The organism is Streptomyces sp. NBC_00490 (assembly GCF_036013645.1).
Taxonomy (GTDB): Bacteria; Actinomycetota; Actinomycetes; order Streptomycetales; family Streptomycetaceae; genus Streptomyces; species Streptomyces canus_F.
Map to the genome: position 1 here is coordinate 10,316,525 of NZ_CP107869.1, position 26,939 is coordinate 10,343,463.

The following is a 26,939-nucleotide window of genomic DNA, read 5'->3' on the forward strand; positions in this document are numbered from 1 at the left end:
TGCTTGCGCATGCGGGAGCCGGTTCGGGCGGCCAGCATGGAGGCATGGCTGTCATCCCGCTGTCACGGACCCGCTCAGCGGCTGTCGCGGCCCTTCTGGCAGCGGCCCTGAGCGCCGTGCCGAGCGGGCCCGCCCACGCCTTCACCGGCGGCAACCACGAGGACATCACTCGGGCCGCACTGCCCTGGGAGCCCGTCACGCTGACCGCGATGGCCGACGCCCGCGACGGGGCGGTCAATGCCAACGACCACCGCCCCTACTTCGACGTTGGTCCCCTGCACTGCGACAACGCCGACTACCTCGACCCCCGCCATGCCCCCGGCTACCCGCGCACCCGGGATGAGGCCACCACCGAGCTCCTTGCGTGCATCCGTACCTCGGTCGCCCGCTTCCGCGGCGCCGTCCGAGCCGCCGACGGCCTCGTCGGCGCGGACGGCACGGTGCGCGCCGACCAGAGCGATCTCTCCTCCCCCTGCACATGGGATGGGAAGGCCGGGCGAGCCAAATGCGCCGTCCTCGAACAGCTGGGCCGCGGCTGGCACCAGATCGAGGACTTCTACTCGCACTCCAACTGGAGCGACCGGGCCGCCCGCGGCCCGATCGGCCTCGACAACCCGCCCGGCCTGGAGCGTACGGGCCTCGCGCCGTTCCTTGACATCCGCCGCTACAGCGCCATGGACGACGCCGATTGGACCCGGGACGCGCGGGCTCGTATCCCCTCGGATCTCGCCACCGGCTGCTACCCAGACTTCGATTCGGCCGGCGTCAAACCGGCCGACTGCGAGGGCCGTGTCTCCCACAACCGTGCCCTGAACAAGGACACCTCCGCCTCCGCCCGCTCGAAGACCGGCGACAACTTCCGCCGCGCGAGGGCCGGGGCCACCGCCGAGGTCACCCGCCAGTGGAACGACTTCAAGGCTGAACTGCTCGCGGCGTACCCCGATCACGGGCGCGGCGCACACATGATCTGCGCGCTCGTCCACGACGACCCGGCCACCGCCTGCCGCTCCTGACCTGCCCGGAGCAGGCGATGAGCTCGTAGAGGCTCCTGCCCACGGTCCACAGCCCGAGGGCGAGGCACGTAAGGACGATCCCCTGCGGACGGGTCGCACGCCCGCCTCGAAGACCATGAAAGCCGTGTCGCCCAACGGCCGTTTCGTTGTGGAACATTGCTCTCGCTCCGGGCTCTGACAGCTACGATATGTATGCGGCTGGTCACAGGTGCGACACGGGGGAAGCATGCGGATCATCATCACCGTGCGGGACGACAATGCTCGGCGTGATGGAGCGGCCCCGTGCGTGCTGCTGCGGCAATGGTTGGACGAGCAGCCCGAGTTACGCGGCCGGACGCGGCGGCAGACGGTCGCGATTCCCCCTCCGGGTGAGATGGGAGTGGCCGCCGACGCCCTGCTCGCACTCCTCGAACCCGGTGGTGTGGCGGCGGCGTTCGCCGGGGCGGTGGTGGCCTGGGCCCAGACCCGCAGGGGCAGTCAGACGATCACGGTCCGGCAGAGTGATGGCCGGGAAGTCACCATCGTGTCCACGCATGTCAGGGGCATGGACGCCGAGCAATCCGCGGATCTGGCACGGCGGTTGGTCGCCGACCTCATGACCCCGACGCAGGAGCCGACCGACACTCCTGGCGTCAGCCTCCAGCCGCCTGAGTGACCGTGAACTGGCCTGCGGACAGGGAGCCGCCGGGGCTCGGCCTCGCTTCACCGGGCGCGTACGCCGTTCTGGTCGGCACCGGGCACCACTGCGAAGGTTCGCAGCTGTCCCGACTGCCCGGAGTCGACACCACGCTCGACGATCTCCAGTCCCTTCTGGCGGACGCCTGCCGGATGGCACCGGAGCGCATTCTCCGGATGCCTGCCGACGCCTCACCGCCGGAGGTCGTTGCGGCCTTGGAGAACACCGTCGAACACGCCGAGGGCCTCGTCCTCTTCTACTACGTCGGCCACGGTTTGCTCGGCCCGAGGGACGATCTCTACTTCGCCACGCACGGCAGCCGCAACGCGGACAGCATCTCTCACGCCGTGCCTTACCGAACTGTCCAGGACCTGCTTGGCAGAGCGGTCGGCGGCAGTGCCGTCATCCTCGACTGTTGCTTCTCCGGCCGTGCCGGCGGTCCGCGAGTCCGACGTACTACGGACCCCTTCGCCTCCGCCCGGCCCGACGGCAGCTTCCTGTTGACCTCCGCGTCCTACTTCGGCGCGTCCTTCGCGCCCATGGGCGCACGGCACACCCTCTTCAGCGGCCGACTGTTGAAGCTGTTGCGCGACGGCGATCCCGGCGGGCCACCCGCGCTCACCCTCGACGACCTGCACGACGCCCTCGTACGAGCCTTCGCTGACGAGCCGGTGACCCCTCGCCAGTGGAGCGAGGGCACGCTCGGCCGCCTCATGGTCGCCGCTAACCGCGCTTACGTCGCAGCAGCCGATCCCTCCCGGACGCCGCCCGCGAAGGTGCCGTGCCCCTATCCCGGTATGAAGCCCTTCGCCGCAGCGGACCACATCCACTTCACCGGCCGCGACGACGCGATCGCGGACCTCGTGACACGGGTGTGCCGGACACCCGCCCCCGGCCCTGTAGTACTGGTGGGGCCGTCGGGTGTTGGGAAATCCTCGCTTCTACGGGCGGGCCTTCTGGCCGAGTTGCAGCTGCGGCACGAAGGCGGCTCCACCCCCTCCGTGCCCTGGCCCGTTCTGCTGCTTCCCGCGCCCGGTGCGATGCCGCTGCAGACGTTGGCACGGCTGTGGTCGGAGGCCGTCGGTCTTCCCTTCGACGACGTGCTCGCCGACTTCGTCAAGGGGTGTTTCCCTGCGCCTGGGGACGGCCGGTCGCCGTGCGGGCTCCTCGTGGTCGACCAGTTCGAGGAGATCTTCACCCGGGCCGCTGATCCCCAGGAGCGCCGGCAGTTCATCCGCCTGCTCTGTGGCCCGGACCCTGAATCCGCGACGACCGGACGACGGCGAGGTCCCCGTGTCGTCATCGGCGTCCGTGCCGATCACTACGGTAGCTGTCTCGCCGAGCCTCCACTGGCCCAGGCCCTCGCCCGCGGGCAGGTCTCCCTCACGCCCATGTCCGCCGAGGCCCTGCGCACGGCGATCGAAGAGCCCGCTCGCCGTGTGGGCCTCACCCTGGAGGCCGGCCTGGTCCAACGGCTCCTGCACGACCTCCGGAAGCGGGACACCGCGGGCAGGGCGCACGGCGCGGTGTCGCCGGAAACCGCACCCGACACGGCCCTGCCCTTCCTGGCCCACGCCCTGCGTGAAACCTGGCTCGCCCGGGACGGCGCCGTCCTAACCCTCGCCGGGTATCAGGCCACCGGCGGCATCTGGCAGTCCGTTGCCACGGCCACGGAACGGTTGTACGCCGAGCTGGATGAACCAGAACGGGCGGCGCTGCGCCCCTTGCTCCTGCGGATGGTGGAGATCACCAGCGGCGGCGAGGTGGTGCGGCGTCCGCTGCGCACCACCGAGGTGGGCGGCACAACGCACGAGCCCTCCGGGCTCACGCCAGGACAGCGGGGCGACGAGAACAGTGGCGCCCCTTCCGAAGCAGGATCGGGGGCGGACACGCCACCACGCCGGTCCGCCCCGGACGCCCGGGTCCTGGACCGTCTGGCCCGCGCCCGTCTGATCACCGTGGACCGCGACAGCGCCCAGATCTCCCACGAGGCCCTGCTGGACACCTGGCCGCGGCTGAACACATGGATCCGGGACGCACAGCACGAACTCCCCGTTCACCAGCAGCTCACCAAGGACGCCGCCCTCTGGCTGCGCCACGGACAAGGCGCCGCCTATCTGTACACGGGAGCCCGGCTCGCCAGCGTCCGGCCGTGGCTGACCTCCGGCTCTCTTCCGGCCATCCCCCTCGGCACCACTGCCCGCGCGTTCCTCGAAGCAAGCGTGTCGGCCAGCAACCAGAAGTCACGGCAAAGGCGCATATACCTCAGCGCCGTGCTGTGCGTGCTGCTGGTCGCTTCGGGGACGTTTGCCGGTCTCTGGAACAGCGCGGCGAAACAGCGCGAACGAGCGGAGGAGCAGCAGCGCAGGTCGGTCGCCCGCAGCCTCGTCTTGCAGGCGAACGCCCTGCGCGACACCCAGGCGGACGACGCCCTGCGGTTCGGCGCGGCCGGCCAGCGGCTCTTCCCCACCCGTGAGGGCCGGGCCGGGCTGGTCTCCACGCTCGTGGAGCGCCATCACGTCACGTTCCTCACCGGCCACACGGGGGCGGTGAAATCGATCGCGTACCGGCCGGACGGACGGGTCCTCGCCACGGCGAGCACCGATCGCACGGTCATCCTGTGGCACGCGCCCAAGACGGTCGGTGCCGGGGCCGCGGCAGGCCGGACTGACCCTCACAGGATCACCCGACTGCCCCGGCAGCAGGCCGCGTTGACAGCCGTGGACTTCAGCACCGACGGACGCACCCTCGCCGTCGGGAGCCAGGATCACTCCGTCACACTGTGGAACGTGGCCGATCCCGGCCGTCCACGCCGCGTCGCCGAACTCCAGGGACTCACCCGCGAGGTGGAAGCCGTCGTTTTCAGCCCGGACCGCCGTTCACTGCTCACCGGCGGGGCGGGGACCGACGCGGTGCTGTGGGACGTGACGAAGCCAGAGTCGCCGCGACGGCTGAGTGTGCTGAAGGGTGGAAGCAGCGGACCGGTCCACGGGGTGGCGTTCAGCCCGGACGGCCGCACGGCCGTGGTGGACGGCGCGGGACCGGCGCCGACGATCTGGTCCCTCGCTGACCGTACGGATCCCGTCAATGTGGGCTTCGTACCGATCCGCGGGAGCGCGCAGACCGAGGTGTTCTCGGTGTCGATCGCCGCCGACGGAGACACCCTCGCGGCCGCCACCAGCGACAACGGCGTGAGCCTGTGGAGCATCGCGCAGCTCGTCAACACCGACGACCAGCAACCCCTGGCCACGCTTTCCGAGCACGCCGGTCCCGCGCGAGGGGTGGCGTTCAGCTGGGACGGCCGACGGCTGGCCACGGTCGGCAATGACGGAGCGGCCCAGTTGTGGGACGTCCACGAGCCGTTCTACCCCCGTCTGCTGACACGCTTCACCGACCACCGGGACACGGCCACGTCGGTCGCCTTCGCGCCAGACGGCCGTACGATCGCTACGTCCTCCGACGACCATCGCGCCGCGGTGTGGGAGCTCGCCGACAGCCTCAACCTGCGCCGGGAGGCGTCAACGTCCGCACCGAACATCCGAGTGCCGGCTGCGGCGTTCACGCCCGACCGGCGCCTGGTCACCCTCACGCAGGCGTACGCCAAGAACGATCTGGACGGCCCGATGCTGCCGGCTGAACTCTGGGACGCGACACGGCCGACTGCTCCCAGGCGGTTGTCGTCTCTCGACATCGAGGACGTCTCCACGGCCGCGTTCAGCCGTGACGTCCGCCTCTTGGCAACCGGCTCCTCGACCGGAACGATCCGGCTGTGGGACATCGCCGATGCCGATGACCCGCACCTATTGGACACGGCGACGACCACGGGCGGCGTCCTCACCCTCGCTTTCAGTGCCGACGGCCACGCCCTGGCAGTGGCGAGTGACGACTTCAAGGGCCGCTACGAGGAGATGGAGCTATGGGACATCGGCCGTCGCGGCGCTCTGCGCCGACTCGCCCGGCTTCCCCTCAGCCAGGTCAACGCCATGACGTTCAGCCCCGTCGGCCCCACTCTGGCCGTGGCGACCGAGGAACAGGGCACGTCGCTGTGGGACATCAGCAGGCCTTCGCACCCACGGCGCCTCGCCTCCCTGGGCGCCCGCGAGGTCTCCGGCGTGACAGTCGAGTTCAGTCTTGACGGCCGCCGCCTGGCGCTGGCGGACGCGAGCCAACAGATCACGTTGTACGGGATCACCGAGCCTACGCGCGCGACGTCGCAGCCCCGGCCGCTGGGCTCCGTCGGCGGGAACATCGGCAAGGCCACCGCGGTCGCCTTCGACTCCACCGGCACGATGCTTGCCGCGTCCACAGGGGGCGAGGGCGACAGAACCCTGCTGTGGGACATCACCGACGCCGCTCGCCCGCTCTCCCTCGCCTCGGTGGCGGGCGACTGGGAGACGATGGGGGAACGCGTTCTCTTCACCCCCGGCCGGAACAGGCTGATCACCGCAGGCGAGGCGACGACCGAGCTCGACTCATCCGAGACAGCGGAGAAGGTGCGCCCGGCACAGCTCGTTCACTGGGACATACGGCACGCCGTGGCCCTCGTCGACGACCCGGTCAGGGCGGCCTGCGCCGTAACGGGACAGGGACTCACTGACGCGGAATGGAACCGGTATGCGGACGGCCTGCCCTGGGAGCGGACCTGCCCCGGAGAGTGACGCGCACGGCCCTCTGACGGACCGACTCAACGACGGTTCGGCCACCATCTCACGGGCTGGGAGATGACGACGACCTACGGATCCTCGCCTACCAGTTGATGGACGCCGCCGGCCTGCAGCGCGGCTGCCTGACCGGACTGTCCCTCAGGGGCGGCCCTTTTTTCAACTCGTTGACCAGGTACGCGGGAAGCAGGCCCACCGGCCGCTGGCTGGGTGGTCCGCCAGTTGCTCGGCGCCGAGGCTCGGCATGACCACCAGGCCGCGCACCAGCAGCGGGGAGCCGAACACATGGCGGACCAGAGCGGCGGCCAGCTCCGAAGCGAACGGCATGATCGACACAAGAGTGCTGCCGGCCTCCAGACCTTGGGAGAGGTCGACGCGGCGGACGTCGGCGATCGTGATCCGGGCGCTGTCGCCGAACTCGCCAAGCTGCTTCTCCAGCGGGCGCCGCAGCCGCGCGTCCTTCTCCACCGCCCAGATGCGGTAGCCCGCCCCGGCGATCGTCGCGGACGGCGGGCCGAGGCCCGCGCCGACCTCGAGGACCTGGGCCCCGCTCGGTATCTCCGCCCGATCCAGGAGCCGGCGGGCTGATTCGGGCGACCGGAGGAAGTGTTGTCCCAGGTCCGCGCGTACCGGCAGCCCGTGGCCGCGAAATCGTCGGCGAGGATCGGGGCCGGGGCAGGGCCGAGGAGTGGTGAGTGCTGCATCACTGAGTTCCCTTCACGATGCATGCGCGCGACGCCGGTGTCCGGCGTACTGGTGATGGAGAGAATTCCGAGCTTGTGGGTGCTGGCCCAGATCGTCTTGAGGGCCGGCACCTGGTCGCTGGGGTGACCGAGTGTCGGCCAACCGTTCGTGCAGCAAAAGGAGTTGACGGTCATCCCCCGGTAATCCCGGTGGGGTCGCGGCTACGCTCAGTGCAGGCACCGGTGATTGGATGACAGCGTGGCCGAGAAGAGGCACCCGCTGGCGCAGGCCCGGATCGCGCGCGGGATGACAGGAGTTGATCTTGCCCGGGAGATCCGCCGGGCCGCCGAACGCCGCGATCTGAGATCGGGTGCGACCAAGCAACGCGTCTACAAGTGGGAGACAGAGGGCGTCATCCCCGATGCCGGCTCGCAGGCCTACATCGCCGAAGTATTCGGCGTTCCTGCCGGAGCGGTGGATCCTCGCTCGTGGCCGCACTGGCTGCCGGGCGTCGGCGGCATGGTGATCCCCCTCGGTCCCAGCCCGGTGCCAGCCCTCCGAGAGGCCTTGCGAACGACTATGGAACGCTCCCGCCGCACCTTCCTGACCGCGATCTCCGGCACTGCTCTGGTCACGCTGGCCAGCACCTGGGCGTCGACCGATATCCAGGCCCTGACGGGCGAGTCGCTGCACGACACCAAAGCGGTCGGGGAGGATCTGGTCGCACTGCTCGAAGACACCAGCGCCCGGCTGACTGTGCAGGCAACCGAACAGCGCCAGCACACCGCACCCTTGATCGACGCGCTCCTCACCACGGTCACGGACCTCATCGATGGCAGCCGGTACAGCCAGCCGGTCAAAGTCCGCCTCCACGCACTCGCCGCAAGCCTGAGCCAGACCGTCGGCTGGCATCGCTTCGACCACGGGCTGCACGACGAGGCGAGCCAGTACTGGATCGCCGGCCTGCACAGCGCTCACACCGGAGGCGACCGAGACATGGGCGCCGCCCTGCTCGGCGACCTTGCTTATCAGGCCTCCTGGCGGGACGACCCGCCCACAGCCGCCGGCATCCTCGAACGAGCGCTTTCCGGGACCCGGCACCCGGCCGCCCAATCCCTTCTCCAGCTCCGGCTCGCGCGGGCCCTGGCGGCACAAGGCGAGCGGCGCGCCACCCTGCGGGCCCTCGGCGCCGCCGAACACCTTCTCGATGTTTCGTCGCGTGACCCTGTACCGGCATGGTGCGCCTGGATGTCCCAAGCCGACCTGGCTGTCGATTCCGGGCAGGCCCTGCTCGACCTCGGGGACACCCGCCGCGCGCACGAGCTCATCCGGCAAGGCCAGAACTTGCTGCCAACCAGCCGCGCCAAAACTCACGGCGTCTTCCTGACCTATCAGGCCAGGAGCCACCTCAACCTGGAGGAGCCCGAACCCGCGGCAGCCGCCGCCCTGGAGGCTCTCCAAGTCGCCCACCGAATCGGCGCGCCCCGGTGCGTCGAGCTGGTGCAAGGACTCATTCCACGTTTCGAGGCTCACGCCGGCGTCGAAGGTGTGCCCGAGCTGTTGGCCCTCGCCGCCGCGTGAGGCACCCGCAGCCTCCGCAAAGGCTGCCAGCCCGACGCGTGCTGCGGATCCCGGGCCAGTGGCAAGTTGACCTGATGCGAGGCGTGCCCAGCGCTTCAAGTACCCGACCTCCCGCGACGACGAGTGAAGGAAGGCCGCTCGCGCGCGCCGACCACGACACAACGTCCGCCAGCTAGCGTCATTGAGCTCTCGCCGGGCAGGACGAGGCGATGGTGAGGGGCACTCACTCCCGTTTTTGCCGAACTCCTGCAGAGGGATGGCACCTTGGAGGGCGAGGAGCGCGGTACGTTCCCCGCTGAAATCACGCATTGGCGCACCGCCCGTGGTCTGTCCAAAAGGGCTTTGGCGGCTCGACTCAACGTTGACCCCTCGTACGTCAGCCATCTCGAGGCCGGTCGCGAGCATGGCAGCGCCCATCTCGCTCGCCGGGCGGATGCGAAACTCGCAGCCGGCGGGGCCTTGTGGGGTGCCTGGCAGCGGACCGACACCTCTTCGACGAAGGCTGAACCTGCCGGGCTTCCCTCCAGCACGGCACAACTGCTGGTACTGGAAGACGATGCGGCTCTGGAGTTCGACGGAAGCACGTTCCACCTGCGGATGCGCCGATTGCTGCGCAATGACGGCGCTGACCCCGTCAGCCGCTACCTCTTACGCATTGCCGTGGACCGCTACCCCGCGGAACCGGAACGCTCCAACGCTCTGTACCGCAGCAACCCTCTGACCTGGGGTGAACTCGGCCTTCTGGCGATGGCGTCCCTTGAAGTGGTGTAGCCGGGCTTGGCCGCGGAACGCGCTGGTGTCTGCCCGGGGCGTGCATCCGCTGACCGTGCATGCTCCCTGAACAAGGGCAGGCCATCGCGTAAGTCTCCCTGGTGAACGGGCAGTTCAACCGGAGGAGCACGCGATGGCCTTGTCCCAGTCTGAGCTGATGCGGCTGCTGGAGTCACTACGTCGGGCCGATGGAGTTGAAGCAATCAGGGTGGTGTGCGAGCGCATCCTGCAGGAGCTCATCGAGGCCGAGGCCACCGAGGTGATCGGTGCCGCCCCGCGTGAGCACTCCGAGTCGCGCACGACCTGGCGCAACGGACACCGCGACCGTCTGCTGACCACCCAGGCCGGCGACCTGGACCTGAAGATCCCGAAGGTGCGGACCGGGTCGTTCTTCCCCTCGCTGCTGGAACGTCGGCGGCGCATCGACCGGGCACTGTTCGCCGTGGTGATGGAGGCATACGTGCACGGCGTCTCCACCCGCAGCGTGGATGACCTGGTCAAAGCACTCGGTGCGGACACCGGGATCTCCAAGTCCGAGGTCTCGCGGATCTGCGGCGAACTCGACGAGGAACTGACCGCGTTCAAGGAACGGCCGCTGGATCACACCGTCTTCCCCTACGTCTTCCTGGACGCCACCTACTGCAAGGCCCGGGTGAACCACCGGATCGCCTCGCAGGCCGTGGTCATCGCCACCGGCATCTCCGCCACCGGACACCGCGAGATCCTCGGCGTGATGGTCGGCGACAGCGAATCGAAGCCGTTCTGGACGAAGTTCCTGCGCTCGCTTCGGGCCCGCGGCCTGGAGAACGTCCAGCTGGTGATCTCCGACAGCCACAGCGGGCTGGTGGCCGCGATCCGCACCGTCTTCCTCGGTGCGGCCTGGCAAAGGTGCCGCGTTCACTTCGTCCGGGACGTCTTCAGCGTGATCGAAAAGGGCTCGGGCGAGATGGTGGCAGCGACCATACGCACCATCTTCGCGCAGACCACCGCCGAGCAGGTGCGCACCCAGCTGGACGTGGTGGCCGACATGCTCGGACGACAGTTCCCGCAGGTCAAGAAGATGCTGCTGGACGCCGCACCGGACATCACGGCGTTCGCGGACTTCCCTCCGACGCACTGGAAGAAGATCTGGTCGACCAACCCGCTGGAACGGCTGAACCGGGAGATCAAACGACGGGCCGACGTCGTCCAGGTCTTCCCCAACCCCGCCGCCCTGGACCGGCTCGCCGCCGCGGTCCTGGCCGAACTCCACGACGAATGGCAGGTCTTCGACCGCCGCTACCTCTCCGAAGCCTCCATGGCCGAACTCCTCACCACCCAGCCCACTCCACCCGAGCCGCAGATCACCCCGCAACCGGAATCGAAACAGCTGCCGTGACTACACCACCCCGCGGGACATGACCCTTCTGGCTCACTGCGGCGACGAGCCGGTGGAGTGGACCGTCAAACACGACCGAGACGCCGTCAAGGAACTCTGGTTGAAGTTCCAGAGCCCCACCCGCCGGATTGGAGGCGCTCCGTCAGCGAGTCGAACCTGGGGCCGGCTTCGTGGCGTATGACAACAGAAGGCATCGTGAGCTGCTTTCACGGGACGAGAGGAACGAATTGACGGAGGGCCTCGCTGCCAGGCGGGGCTGGAACCGCGTGTCCCTGAGACGGGCGTGAGGCCTTGTGCATGGCGAGGCAGCGTCAGGCATGGGCGAACCCTCGGCGGTCATGGCCGTGTTGCGAAACGCGACTTCGTGCGTGGCGGCAAGGCCGTAGTGAGAGGCGACGCCTTGGCGAGTAGCCGTGCTAGAAATCACCTGGGGAGACAGACGGGGCCGAGCCGGACCCCTGTCAGCGGTTGCGGCTGCTTCTGGGGCCACGCCGCCGGATCGTCACTCCGTTCTTTTTCAGTAGCTGCTTTATCGTGAGTCGAGACGGGCCGTAGCGGGCAGAGAGAGTGTCGAGTGTCGTCCCGTTTTCGTACTCCTGAGTCAGGGCGCGGATCCCTTCAGGGGTGCTGATCCGGGCGAGGGGGCTCATGGCGCCCGCGTCCTGCAGCCTTCTCTTCATCGTGTTCGTGCCGACCCCGTACTCGTCGGCGAGGACGGCTGCACTCTCTCCGTTTTCGTACCGGGGCACGATCTCGTCCATCGGCAGGTCCTTCCGCAGGGTGCTTCCGCCCGACTTCCGGCGCTCGTTCTGCGGGATGGCCTTGAGGATTGTCTTGTGCGTGACGCTGTACCGCTCGGCTAACTCGGTCGAGCTGAAGCCATGGGCGTAGAGGGCGCGGACCTCTCTCTCCTGTTTGGCGGTCAGAGCGCGGTGGGCCGGCATGGCGTCCTCCTGTGTGGTGTCTGTCTCCCGGAGAACGCCGAAGGCTCCACCGTGAGGCGAATTCCAGGGTCGCTGCGACACGTGGCGAGTTGATCAAGCCGAGAGCCGATGGTGGTGGCGCCCGGCGCGGGGGCGGGGGCGGCGTCTTCGTAGGGGAGGAGAAGCCGCGCCGTCTTCCCCGCGCCGGGCTGGTGTCTCGCGCTCGGCCACGGGGGATGCCTGGCGTGAGACGGGGGACCCGCGCACGGTCCTTGTAAGCCACGGGGGTGACCGTGCGCGGGCGTTCCTAGACGCCGACTGGCTGGTCGACGATGGGGGGCTGGAAGCGTCGGGCGTGCACCACGGACCACGGGGTGCGTGTACCGGTCTTGTCCTGCTGTTGGAGGAGGTTCTCGGCGAGGCGCCGGCGCTGGACCTCGCCGGTCCCGGCGGGTGCGTAGGTGCTCTGCATGTCGCGCCAGACGCGTTCGATGGGGAAGTCCACGTCCAAGCCGTTGGCGGCATGCAACTGCATGGCGTCGTTGCCGGTTTCGGAGGCGAGATCGTGGCCAAGGGCCTTGGCCGCAAGGAGCTCGTCATCGCAGGGCAGGCCACGATCGAGCATGTCGACCGCGTGATACGCCAGGATCCTGGCCATGAGCAGGCGGGCGGACATCTGGCCGAGCCGGTCCTGTATGACGCTGAGGTCGGCCAGTGTGCCCTGGTAGCGGGGGCGCTGGCTTATGTACTGGGCAGTCAGACAGACGGCCCTCTCGTGCAGCCCCAGGGAGAGGGCGGTCAGGTTGGGCCGCCCGTACAGGATGCTGCTGGACTGGGCGACGTCGAAGCCCTGGCCGACTTCCCCCAGAATGTCATGGGGGGAGATGCGCACGCGGTCGAAGGTGATCTGACCGTAGCTGAAGCCGCGCAGTCCCAGCTTGGCGCTGTGCGGCACGATGTGCACCCCACGCTGATCGCCCTGGACGAGGAACGCCGTCAAGGCGCGCGAGGTGCGCGTGCCGGTGGGGCAGGTGCGGGCGACGACGACGTGCAGATCCGCGAGGTGGCTGTTGCCGACATGGGCCTTGACCCCGGTGAGCACCCAGGCCCGCCCGTCCCACTCGGCAGTCGTCGTCATGCCGCCGAGGTGGCCGCCCTGGTCCGGCTCGGTCACAGCGATCGACATCAGCACACTGCCGTCGGCCACGCCTGGCAGCAGCGCAGCGTGCTGCTCGTCGGTGGCGTAGTACAGCACAGCGGCAACGGGGATCAGGCTGGCTTGGAGGATCGCGGCGGCCGCGCCGGAGACACGGGCGAGACGATGAATCAAGATCGTCTTGGCGACGTGCCCGGCCGCCATGCCGCCGAAGGCCTCGGGCACGGTGACGCCGAACCAGCCGCGACCGGCCAACAGCCGGGCGATCTTCCGGTCCACACGCTGCGCACTTTCCATGCGCTCCACGCGAGGCTGGATTTCTTGGGTGGCGAAGTCGTCGACGGCTTCCCAGAGTGCACGGTGGGCAGGCGTGAGGAACCTGTCGAGGCTGTGGGGTGGGGCGGGCATGGACATGGGCGGGTCCCTCTCCCTGAAGGCTCACCTGACGGCTGCGGCTGGAACGGGATCAGCGGGCTGGCGCTGTGGCGGTCAGGGTCTGCACCACGGTGGTGCCGGTGTCCTTGACGATGTCGAGGAGGTGCTGGGCCTGGGCCAGGGGGCGGGGTTCGGGGTCGATGACACACACCGTCCCCCACGCGACACCAGATTCCGGGTCGATGAGGGGTGCGCCGAAATAGGAGCGGATGCCGAGGGCGTCGGTGACGTGGTTGCCGGCGAAGCGGGGGCTGGCGTACACGTCGGGTAACGGGAGGGCTCGTTGGCGGGCGATGACTTCCGGGCACCAGCCGTGCCGTCGGCTCATGCTGCGGCCCACCGGGATCAGCCCACTGTCCGGGGGCGGCTGATGCAGACCGATGAACGTCTGCTGGGGCCAGAAGATGTTGACGAAACCGTAGGCGAGCCCGGTCCGTTCGGCCATCTGACGCGCGAGCCGGTCCATGCGATCGTCCGGCCCTGGGGCGATGCCGAAGCGTGCGATTGCCTCCTGCCGCGCCTGCTCCACGGCGAGCAGCTGCGCGGTGGCGCCGCTGATCGACGCGGGTTGGTGGGGCAGCAGGCCGGGCGGGGCCATGACCGCCTCCCTAGGGGAGGGCAGTAGGCGAGCTCCGGTGCGCCCGGCGGCTGCGGGGGAGGGCATAAGGGGGTGCTGGTGGGTCATCACATGTCCAACGGGGCTCAGGTGGTGAGGCAGATAAGGGCGTGGTCGACGAGGGTGACCAGGGCGGCGGCGACCTGGGTGGCCTCGCGGGCGTCGCAGCGCACCATCGGGATGTCGGGGGCGAGGTCGAGGGCCTGGCGGACATCCTCGTGAGGGAAGCGGACAGCGCCGTCGAACGGGTTGATCGCGATGATGAACGGCAGTCGGATCTGCTCGAAGAACGACACCGCCAGGAAACTGTCCTCCAGTCGGCGGGTGTCGACGAGGACGATGGCGCCGATGGCTGCGCTGCAGACGTCGTACCAGAGGTGGGAGAACCGCTGTTGGCCGGGCGTGCCGAACAGCAGCAGTTCAAAGGGGTGCGGATCGGTAAAGCCGACGCGGCCGAAGTCGAACGCCACCGTGGTGGTGGTCTTGGAGGCCACGTGGTCGAGGCGGTCGACCGGCACGCTCGCCTCGGTGAGGCGTTCCTCGGTGGTCAGTGCCGGGATGTCGCTGATGGCGCCGACTGCGGTGGTCTTCCCGGCCCCGAACCCACCGGCGATCACCACCTTGAACACGGTGCGGCCTGCGCCGGTCTCGGCGTGCCCGTGCGCTGCGGGACCGTCAGGGCGGCAGGTTGGACTATTCATCGAGCCACTTCATCGTCAGGGCGGCGCGGAGCCGCAGGAGTAGATCTTGGTCGGGGTCGGACGCTGCGTCGGCGGTGCCTGGCACAAGGACGTGGGCGGCCAGGAGGTCGCTGATGAGGATCTTGGCGGGGGTGAGGCCGCAGCCCAGGGTGCCGGCGAGTTCGGCGACGGAGCGCGGCCGGGCGCGGCACAGGGCCGTGATCCGCCCGCACTCCTCCGGCAGCCCGGGGCCCGGGCGGCCGGTGCCGGGGTGCAGCACCGACTCCAGGCGCAGCCGGTATTGCGGCCGGGTACGGCCCCGGGTGAGTGCATACGGTCTGACGAAGGCCGTCGTGTCCGGATCGGCCGCCACCGACAGGCGCCGCGGGGCCGGTGTCATCGTGTGGTGTCGGCGGGGCGGGTACGGGCCGGGGTCAGCATGTGCGGTTCGAACGCCGTGACCAGGCGCCCCATCTCGAAGCCCACGGTGCCGGCGTCGGCCTCCGGTGTGGTGACCACGCACAGCACGGTGTCGACGAACTGTTGCCCGATGCCGTTGTGGCTGTTGAAGGCGGTGCTGCGGCCGGCGAACTGAATGAAGATCAGTGAGTCCGGGCGTTCGATGATGATCTGCCGCGGCAGGTGCTTCTCGTGCCGGGGTCCGGTGATGCTGCCGCCCAGGGACGCCAGCCCGCACACAGCCGCAGCCAGTTCATCCGCCCAGTCCTTGTCGATATCGCTGTCCAGTAAGGCCACGCCGTCACGCGAAGCCAGCACCGCATGAGTGGCACCAGCAACCTCGTTCACGAACTCACGCAACAGCCAGGCCATCGACTCCCGGTGCTCTCCGGTGCCGTCAGAGGTGGGGGCGGTATTGCTGTGCGGAAGCATGCGAGGGACTCCAATCAAGAGGGGGGTGGGGGAGGGGTTAGTGGGATGCCGGAGGCTGGTGCGGCGGCACAGGGGTGGTGGGGCTGGCGGCGCGGTAGGCGCTGCGGAAAGCGCCCGCCAGCCCCGCCGTGGCAGCCCCAGTGGGCGCCGCCGCGGACGTACCCGGAGCAGGCAGGCCTGCCCCCTTCTTCCGCTGCGGCAGCCCGGTCGGACCCACGGCCGCAGTTGAGGCCGCGGCCGCCTCCGTACGGGGCGCGGCGGGAACTGGTGCGGGTCCCGACACAACCTGGGGGACGGGGGTGGGCGTGCTGGGGGCTGCCTGGTCTTCGGCGTCGTCGGGCTGGATGGGGATGAGGAGGCGGCGGGGGATGACGACCAGGGCTGTGGTGCCGCCGAGGACGTTTTCGGACAGGGTGACGGTCAGGCCGTGCCGTTGTGCGATCTTGGCTGCGGTGAGCAGGCCGAAGTGGCCGCGGCGTACCTGGTCGCTGACGTCGATCGTGTCCGGCGCGGCCAGCAGCTGGTTGAGCTGCGCGCGCACCGGTGGCTGCATGCGCAGGGCGCGGTCCTCCACCTCGATGGCCAGCCCCACCGGAACCGGCTGCGCCCGCACCATCACCCGCGTTTCGGGGGCGGAGAACCGGCAGCCGTTCTCGATCAGTTCGGCCAGCAGGTGCGACAGGTCCGGCCCCACCTGCTGCGCCAGCCCGATCGAAACCCCTGCCTGGCCGGCCACCACGTCCACGCGAGGGTAGGCCACCACCTCCGAGACCGCGCCGCGCAGCACCACCGACACTGACACCGGCCGCCTGGTGGCGCGCAGCGACTGTCCTCCCAGCACGCCCGTGCTCTCCACCTGCCGCCGGATCCGGGTCACCAGATGGTCCAACTGGTAGATCCGGTGCAGGAGTTCGGCGTCGTCGGTCGCGCCCTCCAGATCCGACAGCGCCGCCAAAGCCTTCTCCACCAGCGCATGCTCACGCTGCGCCAGGCGGCGCAGCACCTCCAGCAGTACCGCCGACTGACGACTGGCATGCACCTCGGCCAGAGAGCACACCACCCGCTCCTGCAACTCGATCAGCAGCCGCTTCACCTCCGACGTCGCAGGCTCATCGCCCACCGCCGGCACGAACACGAACGGCGAAGGGATCCCCTCCCCGCGCAGCAGCGCATCGACCGCCGCCTGCGTCGCCTTCTCCACGTCGGCGATGGCACCCTGCACGCCCGCCAACTGACCGGCGTAGTGGTGCTGGACGGCCCGGGCCGCTGCCCTCGTACGGCCCCAAGCGATCAGGCCACTCACGCCGAGACCGCAGGCCATCGCGCCGAAGATGGTCCCCGGCGGTACGGGCGCCGTCCACCAGGCCAGGGCGGCGGACCCGAGTAAGGCGCCGTCCACCAATCGTGGCGGTAAGACCGCGGCGCGGATCTGATCGTGCAGGCCGTGGTGCACCGGAGTGCCCCGTCTCCTCCTGTGCCGGCGGGGGGTTGCGGCGGTGGCGGGGGATACGCCGTCAGACATGACAATCCTCAACAACGGGTGCGGATGAATGGCGAGAGGCGGTGCGGTGCGGAAAGCGTTTCGGCGGTCAGGGCGAGGGTGGGAGTACGGCCTGCACGGTCTTGCCGATGACCTCGCCGCCGTCACTGCGCAGCAGATCCCAGGCCAAGTGGCCCTTGGCGTGGGCGACCCACCACAGACCCGTCACCGGCGGATAGCCGTCGGTGCCCTGACCGACGATCTCGTCAAAGCCCGGAAAGTCCGGGAGGGCGTCGTCGACCTCGATGATCAGCTCGCCGTGTCGGCTCGGGCAGATCAGCCGGATGGGCACCATGCGGTCCGGGAAGAGCTTCGCGTGCCGGACCACGTTGTCCATGAGGTGGCCGCAGACCCGCGTGGCGACGTCGATGTTGCCCGGCCAGCGCGCCACCGTCAGCCGCGGCCGCACCCGCAACCGAACATTGGAACCGACGAACTCATCCCCCTTCAACCGGTCCTCCCACCGATACGCGGGCTGACCGCCGAGAGCGCGGCAGTCCTCAAGCGCCGCGCGCAGGGCGCGCGCATCTGTCAGCCAGCCGCCGTCCCCCGGGCAAATCCGCCAGTGCGGGCCCGGGCCGCTCGTGCAGCGCACGGGCGGAATCGCCACCGCGCCCCCACTGCCGATCGCGCGGGTGTGCTCCACCTCCCACTGGCCTGCGGTGCCCGCAGGGACGAAGTAGTACACGACGTTCGCGTGGGGGTCCTCGACGACGGCACCGCAGCGGCCACCCAAGATCGTCATCGCGGCGACGCCGAGCGGCTGCGGCACGCGGATCGCATCCCAGTCCTGGCCGGCGTCGTACAGCGCGAACCCGGCTGCGATCGAGAGAGGATTGGTCAGCATCACGGCTCCCTGGCACTTTGGCATTCAGGGGTTGTGGCGTTCACGCTGCGGCCGCCTTGCTGTGGCAGCCGCACGTGACGACGGGCCAGACGCGGGTGCTGCCGCGGAGCATGATGTGCCCGGCTGCGCGCAGTGCCTTGGCGACGGCCCCGCAGTCGAAGCATGCCTCACCGTGCAGGCGGGCGATGCTCACCTGTCCGTCGATGACCGTCGGCGCGGCTGCGTGTGCGTCGGGCATCTCCGCTTCCCCTCTGCTGGTTTTTGTACGCGTGCAACAGAGGATGGGGGCGAGTAGGCGTCACAAGTACCCCGGGCAGGGGTAGTTGGGCCGTTCGCTCAGGTAGCGGCACACCATTCGGCAAAAGCGGTGAGGGTTTCCGCATCGGACCGTTTGAGCCGGCGCAGGGTTGCGGTGTCCTCTCGGACCCACGGGTGCTCGCGGGTGTGCTGGGGGGCGATGCGCCGGGCGACCTTCAATGATTCGAAGGCGTCGTCCGCGAGCCCGGACCACAGCTGCGCGCGGGCGAGGTCGATGTAGAAGCCGGAGCGTCGTTCGGCCGGCAGACCGGGGGGAGGCTTCCACTCGGCTGCGACGTCGAGGGCGCGGCCGACATGCTCGTCTCCGAGGCTCACCGCTACGGACACCTCGTGGACGCGCACGGAGTCGGGGCCGAACGCGGTGCCGTAGTACACGCCTTCGGTGACGTGGTCTGCCAGGCTGCGGGCCCCGTCGAGGTGAGTGGCTGCGGCGGAGGGATTGCGGTCCCGGCCGGCGATGACTGCGGCGCGCATATGGAGTGCGCCCCGTGCCGCGATCTCGGACGGCTTGGCTGGGGCGGGGGCCGTGTCCAAGGCCTGTTCCAGGGCGCGCAGTCCGGTGGCGTGGGCGTGCGCGGCGAAGAACGTCTCGGTGCGCACGTAGGCGACGGACGCGGCCAGCAGCGGGTCGCCGGTCTCGGGGGTGGCCCACCGCATGAGCTCGATCAGCCGGGCGGACAGGTCGAGGGCACCGAATTTGTAGGCGACGGCATCGGCCGAGCGGTAGGCACGCACCGTCAGCCCGGCCAGTTCCTGACGTTGGTGGCCGGGGGCTTGGTGGTAGGCGCGCGAGAGTTCAGTCAGAAGGTCGGGCAGTTGGCGCACGAGACGCGTGTACTGGGCGCTCAGACGCCAGCCGGCGGCCTGCTCCACAGCCGCGCTGAGCTCGTTGAGAGTCCGTGTCGGGCCGTCCTCGGGCATGTCATAGGCGGCGATCGATGCGGACAGTGCAGGCAGCGCAGCGTGCACAGCGGTGTGTGCGGGGCCGCGGTCAGCGCGCAGCCGGGCAGGGTCAATGCCGATAGCGTTCGCGATGGCTTCGAGGGTGGCGTCGCTGACTCCGCGCTCACCGCGCTCGATCTTGCGGATGGTTCCCAGAGCGACGCAGGCGGCATCGGCTAGCTGCTGCTGCGTCATCTTCGGGCGGACGACGCTGCGGTAATAGGCAATCCGCGCGCCGACGCCACCCTTGACAGGTGCGGGCATGCTGGCTCCCGTTCGGTGCTTCCCTTGCGTACCGTACCCGCGAGGAGACTGTGAGTGGACACGAACGACCGCACCAGCGGCAGTTGGTGGATCCTTATCGGCTCTCTCGGCCCTCGACGATCGATGCCAGCTGCGTAAGGCTGTCGATACGCCAGTCCGCCACCGAGACAACCTCGGGATCATCCGCCCACAGGTGCCCCCACGGTCCGCGCCGGATGTGAGCGACCCGCAGCCCGGCCGCCTTGGCGGGGAACACGTCGTTGGCAGGATGGTCACCTACGTACACAGTCTCGCTCGGCGCGGACTGCGCCACCTCCAACACCCGCTCGAAAAAGCCTGGCTGCGGCTTGGCCACCCCCCACTCCCCGGACGTGACAATCAGGTCAGCGGGCAGATCCAGGCCGCGCAACAGCTCACCGGCGCGGGCCGTCTGGTTCCCAGCGACGACGACACGGATGCCCAGCGTGCGCAGTGCAGCCAACGCCGGGCGAACGTCGCCGTACAGGTCGCCCTCATCCAGATACTCGCCGCACCCCGCGGCCTCACGAGCGGCGTACTCGACAGCGACATCAAGACCGGGACGAAGCAGGCGCAGCGCTTCCGCATTGTCCTGGCCACGGGCGACCACAGCGCCGATCAGCGCAGAGAGGGTATGGCGGGGAACGTCCAGCCAATCGGCCCATGCCTGCCAGTACCGGTCGTCCCGGGTGATCGTCTCGCCGACGTCGAACACGATGGTCTCAATCACCCTGTGAGCCTATGCCGTTGCAGGGAAGCCTCGGACCCATGGTCGTGGCAGGTGTCGAGCAACCGTGCAGGAGGCTGTCAGTCGATCTTCGCCCAAGGCTCACAACCTGCTGACTGGAATGCTTTGTCTCCGTCCTTGATCTTGACGATGGCGGGGCCTTCGGCGCTGCCGTTGGCGATGATGGCGTCGCTTTCGCCCGTGGTGTCGCTCAGGCGTGGCAGGCGCGCCGACCCTTGCGGCGGAGCAGAAAGCGGTGGCACCGGGCAGCCTGAGCCGACAGGATCCAGGTATGTCAGATGAATGGCCCCCGCCCGGGCACTCCTTCTCCTACCGGATGAGCACCCAACTGGACGGTGGACCGTCCTTCGACCTGGACATCACCACCCCCATAGCCCGGTCGAGCGTGGACATCTCCACCTTCAGGGTCGGGCGTCATGGAGGCCCGGACGAAGCCGACCTCGCTTTCCGTGAACGCCTCCACGGGCTGATCGGCGCCATCGTGGTCGCCGGCGGGCATGTCGAGGCGGCCATGAAGCGGCTCATCCTGCTACTGAGAGACGAGCAGGGCGGCTTCTCACTCGTCGACAAAACATGGTCAGACCTCCACAAACTGCTCGTGGCGCAGTCTCGCAGGAGCATTCCACAGGCCGCCGCACTTGCCGAGATCCTTGAGTGGGGCGAGGCCCACGAGCTCAAGCGTCGCCGCGACGATGCCGTTCACGCTTCCTGGTGGAACTGGGACGGCGTGGGCGTCATGCGCTCCCGCTTCTTCAGGAAGCAGGATGGCGCCAACATCGTCTGCACCCTTGAGGACCTCGAGGAGGATGCGAGGCTGCTCTTCGCGTACGCCGAGAAGCTCGACCTGCTTCTCGGGGCGGACTGGCCGCAGGCGAGACTGCCACGCCGGACCTGAGCACCTTCTCCTGCCGGTCCCCGTCGGAACGCGGACGTTGATCAACCTACGGGCACACGACTCTGGGCGGGCGGCGGAGTCCGCCAGCAGGCAATGCGACGTCACCCGGTGTCCCAGGATCGCCTGTTGTTGAGTTCGTGCTGCCGCCGTGGCTGCCGGTGCTTCCACGGTCCTGGGCCAGGCCCGGCCCTGTAGGGAAATCTTTATCGCCGTGATGCACTACGTCCTCGGCGCCAGCGAGGCACTGCACGCATCCCGACTCTTGTTCCCGAACCCGTGCGACACATGTTTTGGCCACGCTTGAACCGGCCGGGAGGCAGCCCAACGGCAGACCGGTGACAGGCTGTTTACACCCGGGTGCGGCTCGCTGGCCGCGTCCGGCATCCGCGCGCAAGGCGTCGCTCTACAGGGAGCGCCGGCGGTCAGGCAGTGCGGTGGGCCGTTACCAGGAGGGTGGCGGCGCAGCGAGGGCCAGCGGTCGGCGAGGGCAGTAGGTCGATGTCGATGCCGGTGAATCCGGCCTCGTCTAGGAGCTTCACCCACACGTGTTCCTGAAGCACCCAGCGGCGCATCGTGGTCTCCTTGCCCTGGGGGGTTCGCGCTGGGATGTCGGCAGCGACGACGTCCGGCTGCGCGGGCCGGCCGCCCAGATAGTGCACCAGAGTGGAGAACACCAAGCGTCCGCCCGGCCGCAGAGCGGCTGCTGCCGCCGGCAGCAGCGAGTGCGGGTCGGTGAAGTCGACAGCGCCGAAGACGCTGTACAGCACGTCGTAGGTGTCAAGATGCGCCGTCAGGTGGCTTACGGCGTCGGATGAGACGATGCGCAGCCGCGGTGCGAGATGGCCGTACAGCGTGGCGGCCATCTCGCACTGGGCGGGTGAGCCGTCGACGGCGACGATGCGGGCGGGGGAGTGGTGAACCGTCAGATGGGCGGCGTGCCGGGCAGACCCGGCACCCAGGTCGCCGACGGTGCGGTCCGTCAATGTGCCGAGGACCTCCGGGCCGGGACCGCCGTCTTGGCTCCAGATCCAGTGGAAGGCCTGCGGGACGGCGCGGTCGCGTTCGGCGCGGACGCGACCGTAGTGATGCCAGAGGTCTGCGGTACTCGTCACCGGCTCATCCTGGCGGCGATGGCCGGCCGTGTGGCCGAGTTCGGGGAATCTCACCCGGACGATGCTGGGGCCCGACCGGAATCCGGCCGGGCCCAAGAGCGGGGTCAGTGCGAGTCGCTGCCCGGGTGGCACGGGCCGCAGTCGGCGGCGTCCTGCCAGAGCGACAGATCGACCTCCCAGCCGTCGGCGGCGACGAAGTGCGCCGTCTTCATCACTGAGCCGTCGTTCTTCATGTCGACCTTGGGCACGTGATGCAGGAAGTGCCCGCCGTTGAAGCGCGCGCACAGTTCGGCGTAGGCCACGGTGTCGAGGATGATCGTGTGCACGCCGATGTCCACGAGCTTGCTCGGGGCCAGGCCCAGGCACTCGCCCCGGTGGGTCATCGCGGTCAGCAGGTAGGCGTAGCCCTGGTCGAGGACCCTGGCCGCCATGATCGTGTCGTATGGGTAGTCCCGCACGAGGAGCTGGACCTGCTTCTCCCACAGCTGGGGCGGGACGACCTCGCGGGCGGAACGGACCGGGCCGAGCACCGAGTTGATGGCCAAAGTGGCCGCGGCTGCGCTTGTCATGATGCCTCCCAGGGACGGGCCCCGCACGGTCGGGGCGCTGCACCCAGCACACCGCGCCGACGCGCCCGGTGGTGGTCAACCATCCTGCTGCGCAAGGCATTTGCACGTCGTGCAAGCCGCCTCGACGGCACCTGCCAGCGCCCGTAGCGTGGGAGGCCCCCGGTCGTGCGGTGTGGGAGGGACCAAGTGCCCGTTGACCCGCTCTGGAACACTCCCAAGGCGCGCGCATTAGCCGCACAGCGGCTGCCCGGCGCGCTGATCCGCCTCGGCCGTGAACACCGCTCCTGGTCTCTTGCCGCCCTCGGCGACCGGCTCGGCTGCTCGGCGGCCACCGTATCCCGGCTGGAGCGGCGCAGCCGGGTCTTCGACCTGACCCTCGTCCACCGTGCTGCGCGCGAAGTGGGGATTCCGCTGCCCATTTTGGTGAGTTCTCTTGCGCCACCGGCCCCGTCGGCACCTGCGGACACTAAAGTGACGGCCAGTCCGCACGCGCAGGAGGACCCGATGCACCGCCGCACGCTGCTCACCGCCACGGCGACCGCCGGGCCCGTCGTCCTGGTGCTCGGCGTGGACCAGGCGCTGGCCGCCACTCCGCCCCCAACCGGCAGGGGATCGCTGGACGCCCGCATGGCCACCGCCCGCGACCTGTACGACCACGGCACACACGCGAAACTGCTCGCCGCCCTGCCCGGACTGATCGCGGACGGACACGCGGCTGCTTCCTCCCGGCGGGAGCTCGACCAGGCGCGGCTCTCCTCCGTGTACAGCCTCGCCGCCTCCGTGCTGAACAAGCTCGGCTCCTACGAGCAGGCCCGGCTCGCCGCCGACCGCGCCCGGACCTGGGCTGAAGTGTCCGGCTCGCCGCTCGCGTCGGCGTCCGCCGCCCGGGCGCTCGCCGTGGTGCTGCGCCACCAAGACCGTACCGAGGAAGCCCAGCACCTGATGATGGCTGCCACCGCGCAGGTCGAGGCGACGGGACTACGGACCGACGCCCTGGCCTCCGCCTACGCACAAATGCTCTGCACCCTCGCCTACACCGCAGCCCGGGGCGGCCGACGCGCCGAGGCCTTGGCGATGACAGAGGAGGCCCGCCGCGCGGCCCGGGCTCTTCCGCACATCGCCCCGGCGGGCCGCCTGTTCCCGATCAGCCCGGCCGGCGTCGACCTCTATGCGGTCGGTGTGCACTGGGCGCTCGGCGACGCAGGCGCCGCACTGGAGGCCGGGAAGAACCTGCGCCCGGATCAGTTCGCGACCGCCGAGCGAAAGGCGAGGCTGGGAACGGACATGGCACGCGCCTGGTGGGCCTGGGGACGGCCCGCGCAGACCGCCAGCGCCCTCCTCGATGCCTACCGGGCGAGCCCCGGAGAGGTACGCGATCGTCCCGCGATCCGCCGCGTGGTCACCGAACTGGCCGAGCGACACCCGCAGACCGCAGGGGTTCGCGACCTGCAGGCTGCCGTGGCGAAGGCCGCAGGCTGACGCCAGCCTGCAGGTTCACCGTGTCGAAGGCCCCAAAAGCTGCGCCCAGGAACGGCGCTGCAGCGCCGTACGGGACACACCCCCGACGGACAACCCCTCGGCGAGCCCCTGGTCAACCTCCGGCACACGCTCGACACCGCGAGCAAGGACGGCATCATCAGCGGGGCGGACACGGCCCGGCTCGGCGGCCTGGCGCGGTCCCTGCACTACAGCTGTCGCTCCTGGACCGCCGTACGCCGCGCCGCACAGCATGACCCGCACCTCGTCGAGGCCGTCGACGCCGTCACCGACCGGTACGCCTGCCGATCCCGGTCGACCGACCTCAAGCACCGCGACGCCGTCGCCGCCCTGCACGCTGCCACCGGCCCCCTGCCCGCGCCGGACACCAGCAGCTGGGCCAACACGCGCTGGCGGACATCGTTCCTTCGGCACTGGACCACCGCCTACACCGTCCGCGACATCGCGGGCGCCGCAGTGCCCTTCCGCGCCGAGCTCCAGCACCAGCAGCTCTACGACCCCGGCTTTCCCGGACGGTGGCGGACCCGCGTCCTGGCCTGGATCACCGCATTGCCCGCCGGGGACGCCGGCATCGAGGCGGCCGCCCTGCGCACGGCGGCCGGGCGCGGCATCACCCCCGACACGCTCACCCGGGACCAGATCCAACACTGGATCACCAAAACCGAGGCCGAACGGTACGACGCCCACGAGCAGTTGCTGCGCCTGCTCGTCCGCTCGGCGCGCATCGACGCCGCCACCCTGGTCTGGCCCTCCACCCGCGACGAAGCCGCGGGCCTGCTCAGCCCCCGCATCGACAGCGGGCAGCACACAGCCGAGGCGTGGCTCCTCAATGGCACGATCGCCCGCTCCGGACCCGGCCGCCAAGTCCACCTCCTCGACACCGCACGGCTGCGCGCGCACCTTGCCGAGACCTGGCAGACCCCGGACGCACCCGGGGAACTCGACGCCACCGCCCGCGACCGCGCGTTCCCCAGCATGGACGCCGCGGTGGAGGCGGCCCGGCCGTTCTACCTCCACGCGATCGGCGCCCGCCGCCTCCTTCCCCGGCCGGTGTCCGCGGCCGCGACCTGACCGGGCGGCAACAGGGCCGGGGGACTTGGCGGCAGGTCAGCGGCGGGCGAGGGTCTTCGCATCGGCTGTCGGCAGGGTGAGCGCACGAATCCGGCGCAGACACAGTGGCGCTCCCGCCGCCACCACGGTGACCACCGCGCACACCGCCAGTCCTGGCCGCACGCCGGTGTGCCCGGCGACGGCACCCGCTACCAGCGCGGTGAGCGGGACTGGTGCGAGCTGGGCGAGCGTGCTGATCGACGACACCCTGCCGTACAGGCCCTCGGGAACCTGCCTTTGCACGAAGGAGATCCACACGGTCGACCCGAGGGTCTGCCCGCACCCGGCGACGGCCGCCCCGGCGACGACCAGGGCCAGCCCGCCGCCCGCCGCCATGGCTGCCATGGGCGCCGCCATCGCCGCTGTCCCTCCGCACACCAGCCATCCGACCCGGCGCGGTGTCCACACCAGCGCCACCGACGCCCCGGCGATCAGCCCGCATGTGAAGCCGGACATCACTAGCCCCCACCCCGGCGCCCCGCCAAGATGCTGCTGCCCATACACCGGCCCGAACGTCTGGTAGGAGACCAGCCAGCACGGCACCACGAGCGCGCTCTGCCCCACCATCAGCCACAGCCACCGGCGTGCGACGAACGCCCGCCAGCCCTCGGCGATCCCCCCGCGCATGCCCGGCGGGCCGACCCTCACCCGCTGCGCGGGCAGCCGCAGACGCGCGTACAGCGCGGCCGCGACCAGATAGGTCAGCGCATCCCAACCGATTGCCCACGCCGGACCGAGAACGGCGACCAGCACGCCGCCGAGCGCGGGCCCACCGGCCTTGACGGTGTTCTGGGCGAGCCGCAGCAGGGCGTTCGCCTGCTGGAGTTCCTCGACCGGCACCACCTCGCGTACCACGCCGGAAGCGGCGGGCCCGCTGAACGCGCTGGTGACACCGCCGACAACGGCCAGGACGACCAGGTGCCACACCTCGGCCCGCCCCGACGCCACGAGCAGTGCCGCCATTGCCTGACCGGTCCCCGCTCCCGCGTTCGCCCACGCCAGTACGCGCGTACGGGAGACCTGGTCGGCGACAGCCCCGCCGATCAGCAGCATGAGCAGGAGCGACCCCATCTCGGCAGCGAGCACCAGGCCCAGACCTCCGGGGCCTCCGCCGATGTGCAGCACAGCGAAGGCCAGCGCCACGGGGGACACGGTGGTGCCGGTCCACGACAGGACACGCGCCGTGACGTGCCGTCGGAACAGGGGAATTCGCAGCGGCCGGCAGGCCGTCACCATGCGGTGGAACAAGGACGGCACCCCACACTCGTGCACCTCGCAGGACACCGATCCCCACGGGATATGCAGCCCCGGAGGTCTCCGAAGGCACACAAGACCCTAGAGGCCCCACGAAGCCGTGGGGCGGAGTCTGGCCGATTCCATCCGATCTCGATTCGTGGGCTCTGTCTCAACCGGGCGTCCTGACGGCGGCTGCACGGACCTGCAACACAGGAATCCACCCGATGAAGCGCCTCGCCGGTTCACCTCCGCTTGCGCGGAGAGCACGCGTTCATCGGCAAGCGCGGCGAGTCGAAGAACGGCTCACCTCCGCTCGGGCGGAGGTGAATCGCGTGTTGGCGTGTGGACAATGACGCAGCCGCAGCCTGCTCTCCGCGG

General features: G+C 69.9%; 24 protein-coding genes. 9 read left to right on the plus strand and 15 right to left on the minus strand.

Annotated features, from left to right (window positions below):
* Positions 1 to 44 precede the first annotated feature (44 nt).
* From OG381_RS47240 to OG381_RS47250, 3 genes are all read left to right on the plus strand, one after another.
* Positions 45 to 1,013, plus strand: coding sequence for a hypothetical protein (locus tag OG381_RS47240; protein WP_327722155.1), 969 nt, complete (start codon positions 45 to 47; stop codon positions 1,011 to 1,013).
* A gap of 226 nt (positions 1,014 to 1,239) precedes the next feature.
* A complete protein-coding gene (locus tag OG381_RS47245) occupies positions 1,240 to 1,668 on the plus strand; it encodes an effector-associated constant component EACC1 (protein ID WP_327722156.1) in 429 nt (142 codons plus the stop codon).
* A 2-nt stretch (positions 1,669 to 1,670) separates the two neighbouring features.
* Complete coding sequence (locus OG381_RS47250) at positions 1,671 to 6,347, plus strand: caspase, EACC1-associated type (RefSeq protein WP_327722157.1); 4,677 nt, start codon at positions 1,671 to 1,673, stop codon at positions 6,345 to 6,347.
* 162 nt (positions 6,348 to 6,509) lie between these two features.
* Here the strand turns inward: OG381_RS47250 and OG381_RS47255 are convergent, their stop codons facing one another.
* Complete coding sequence (locus tag OG381_RS47255) at positions 6,510 to 6,986, minus strand: rRNA adenine N-6-methyltransferase family protein (protein ID WP_327722751.1); 477 nt, start codon at positions 6,984 to 6,986, stop codon at positions 6,510 to 6,512.
* Positions 6,987 to 7,292: 306 nt separating this feature from the next.
* Here OG381_RS47255 and OG381_RS47260 point away from each other — a divergent pair, with 306 nt between their 5' ends.
* From OG381_RS47260 to OG381_RS47270, 3 genes are all read left to right on the plus strand, one after another.
* On the plus strand, positions 7,293 to 8,615 hold the full coding sequence (locus OG381_RS47260; protein ID WP_327722158.1) for an XRE family transcriptional regulator: 1,323 nt from the start codon (positions 7,293 to 7,295) through the stop codon (positions 8,613 to 8,615).
* Positions 8,616 to 8,879: 264 nt separating this feature from the next.
* Positions 8,880 to 9,386 carry a helix-turn-helix domain-containing protein gene (locus tag OG381_RS47265; protein ID WP_327722159.1) on the plus strand — a complete coding sequence of 169 codons (507 nt, stop codon included), beginning with the start codon at positions 8,880 to 8,882 and terminating at the stop codon, positions 9,384 to 9,386.
* A gap of 133 nt (positions 9,387 to 9,519) precedes the next feature.
* Positions 9,520 to 10,764, plus strand: coding sequence for an IS256 family transposase (locus OG381_RS47270; RefSeq protein ID WP_327722100.1), 1,245 nt, complete (start codon positions 9,520 to 9,522; stop codon positions 10,762 to 10,764).
* 461 nt (positions 10,765 to 11,225) lie between these two features.
* Here OG381_RS47270 and OG381_RS47275 read toward each other — a convergent pair whose 3' ends face one another.
* The 11 genes from OG381_RS47275 to OG381_RS47325 all read right to left on the minus strand — a co-directional run bounded on the left by OG381_RS47275 (position 11,226) and on the right by OG381_RS47325 (position 20,124).
* A complete protein-coding gene (locus OG381_RS47275; RefSeq protein ID WP_327722160.1) occupies positions 11,226 to 11,708 on the minus strand; it encodes a hypothetical protein in 483 nt (160 codons plus the stop codon).
* Between the two features lie 286 nt (positions 11,709 to 11,994).
* Positions 11,995 to 13,257, minus strand: a complete 1,263-nt coding sequence (locus OG381_RS47280; protein WP_327722161.1) for an acyl-CoA dehydrogenase family protein — start codon at positions 13,255 to 13,257, stop codon at positions 11,995 to 11,997.
* A gap of 52 nt (positions 13,258 to 13,309) precedes the next feature.
* Entirely contained in the window at positions 13,310 to 13,876 is a 567-nt protein-coding gene (locus OG381_RS47285) for a GAF domain-containing protein (protein ID WP_327722162.1), read from the minus strand.
* A gap of 104 nt (positions 13,877 to 13,980) precedes the next feature.
* Entirely contained in the window at positions 13,981 to 14,595 is a 615-nt protein-coding gene (locus OG381_RS47290; RefSeq protein WP_327722163.1) for a GTP-binding protein, read from the minus strand.
* Positions 14,588 to 14,974, minus strand: a complete 387-nt coding sequence (locus OG381_RS47295; protein ID WP_327722164.1) for a DUF742 domain-containing protein — start codon at positions 14,972 to 14,974, stop codon at positions 14,588 to 14,590. Before OG381_RS47295 ends, OG381_RS47290 begins: the two co-directional genes overlap by 8 nt.
* Complete coding sequence (locus OG381_RS47300) at positions 14,971 to 15,465, minus strand: roadblock/LC7 domain-containing protein (RefSeq protein ID WP_327722165.1); 495 nt, start codon at positions 15,463 to 15,465, stop codon at positions 14,971 to 14,973. Before OG381_RS47300 ends, OG381_RS47295 begins: the two co-directional genes overlap by 4 nt.
* 37 nt (positions 15,466 to 15,502) lie before the next feature.
* Positions 15,503 to 16,918: an ATP-binding protein gene (locus OG381_RS47305; RefSeq protein WP_327722166.1), complete on the minus strand. Its 1,416-nt coding sequence runs from the start codon at positions 16,916 to 16,918 to the stop codon at positions 15,503 to 15,505.
* A gap of 136 nt (positions 16,919 to 17,054) precedes the next feature.
* Complete coding sequence (locus tag OG381_RS47310; protein WP_327722167.1) at positions 17,055 to 17,852, minus strand: hypothetical protein; 798 nt, start codon at positions 17,850 to 17,852, stop codon at positions 17,055 to 17,057.
* A gap of 40 nt (positions 17,853 to 17,892) precedes the next feature.
* Positions 17,893 to 18,090: a hypothetical protein gene (locus OG381_RS47315; RefSeq protein WP_327722168.1), complete on the minus strand. Its 198-nt coding sequence runs from the start codon at positions 18,088 to 18,090 to the stop codon at positions 17,893 to 17,895.
* A gap of 98 nt (positions 18,091 to 18,188) precedes the next feature.
* The gene (locus tag OG381_RS47320) at positions 18,189 to 19,376 is read right to left on the minus strand and encodes a helix-turn-helix transcriptional regulator (RefSeq protein ID WP_327722169.1); all 1,188 of its coding nucleotides are present in this window, start codon (positions 19,374 to 19,376) and stop codon (positions 18,189 to 18,191) included.
* Positions 19,377 to 19,470: 94 nt separating this feature from the next.
* Positions 19,471 to 20,124: an HAD family hydrolase gene (locus OG381_RS47325; RefSeq protein ID WP_327722170.1), complete on the minus strand. Its 654-nt coding sequence runs from the start codon at positions 20,122 to 20,124 to the stop codon at positions 19,471 to 19,473.
* 214 nt (positions 20,125 to 20,338) lie between these two features.
* Between OG381_RS47325 and OG381_RS47330 the strand changes: the two genes are divergently transcribed.
* Entirely contained in the window at positions 20,339 to 21,037 is a 699-nt protein-coding gene (locus tag OG381_RS47330) for a hypothetical protein (RefSeq protein WP_327722171.1), read from the plus strand.
* A gap of 422 nt (positions 21,038 to 21,459) precedes the next feature.
* On the opposite strand, the gene OG381_RS47335 is transcribed toward OG381_RS47330, so the two are convergent.
* Complete coding sequence (locus OG381_RS47335; protein WP_327722172.1) at positions 21,460 to 22,149, minus strand: class I SAM-dependent methyltransferase; 690 nt, start codon at positions 22,147 to 22,149, stop codon at positions 21,460 to 21,462.
* Between the two features lie 104 nt (positions 22,150 to 22,253).
* Entirely contained in the window at positions 22,254 to 22,718 is a 465-nt protein-coding gene (locus OG381_RS47340) for a glycine-rich domain-containing protein (RefSeq protein WP_327722173.1), read from the minus strand.
* A gap of 186 nt (positions 22,719 to 22,904) precedes the next feature.
* Here OG381_RS47340 and OG381_RS47345 point away from each other — a divergent pair, with 186 nt between their 5' ends.
* Positions 22,905 to 24,197: a helix-turn-helix domain-containing protein gene (locus OG381_RS47345; RefSeq protein WP_327722174.1), complete on the plus strand. Its 1,293-nt coding sequence runs from the start codon at positions 22,905 to 22,907 to the stop codon at positions 24,195 to 24,197.
* A gap of 474 nt (positions 24,198 to 24,671) precedes the next feature.
* Positions 24,672 to 25,286, plus strand: coding sequence for a hypothetical protein (locus OG381_RS47350; protein WP_327722175.1), 615 nt, complete (start codon positions 24,672 to 24,674; stop codon positions 25,284 to 25,286).
* A 36-nt stretch (positions 25,287 to 25,322) separates the two neighbouring features.
* On the opposite strand, the gene OG381_RS47355 is transcribed toward OG381_RS47350, so the two are convergent.
* Positions 25,323 to 26,573 (minus strand): MFS transporter, encoded by a 1,251-nt coding sequence (locus tag OG381_RS47355; protein ID WP_327722176.1) that lies wholly within the window; start codon positions 26,571 to 26,573, stop codon positions 25,323 to 25,325.
* Positions 26,574 to 26,939 lie beyond the last annotated feature (366 nt).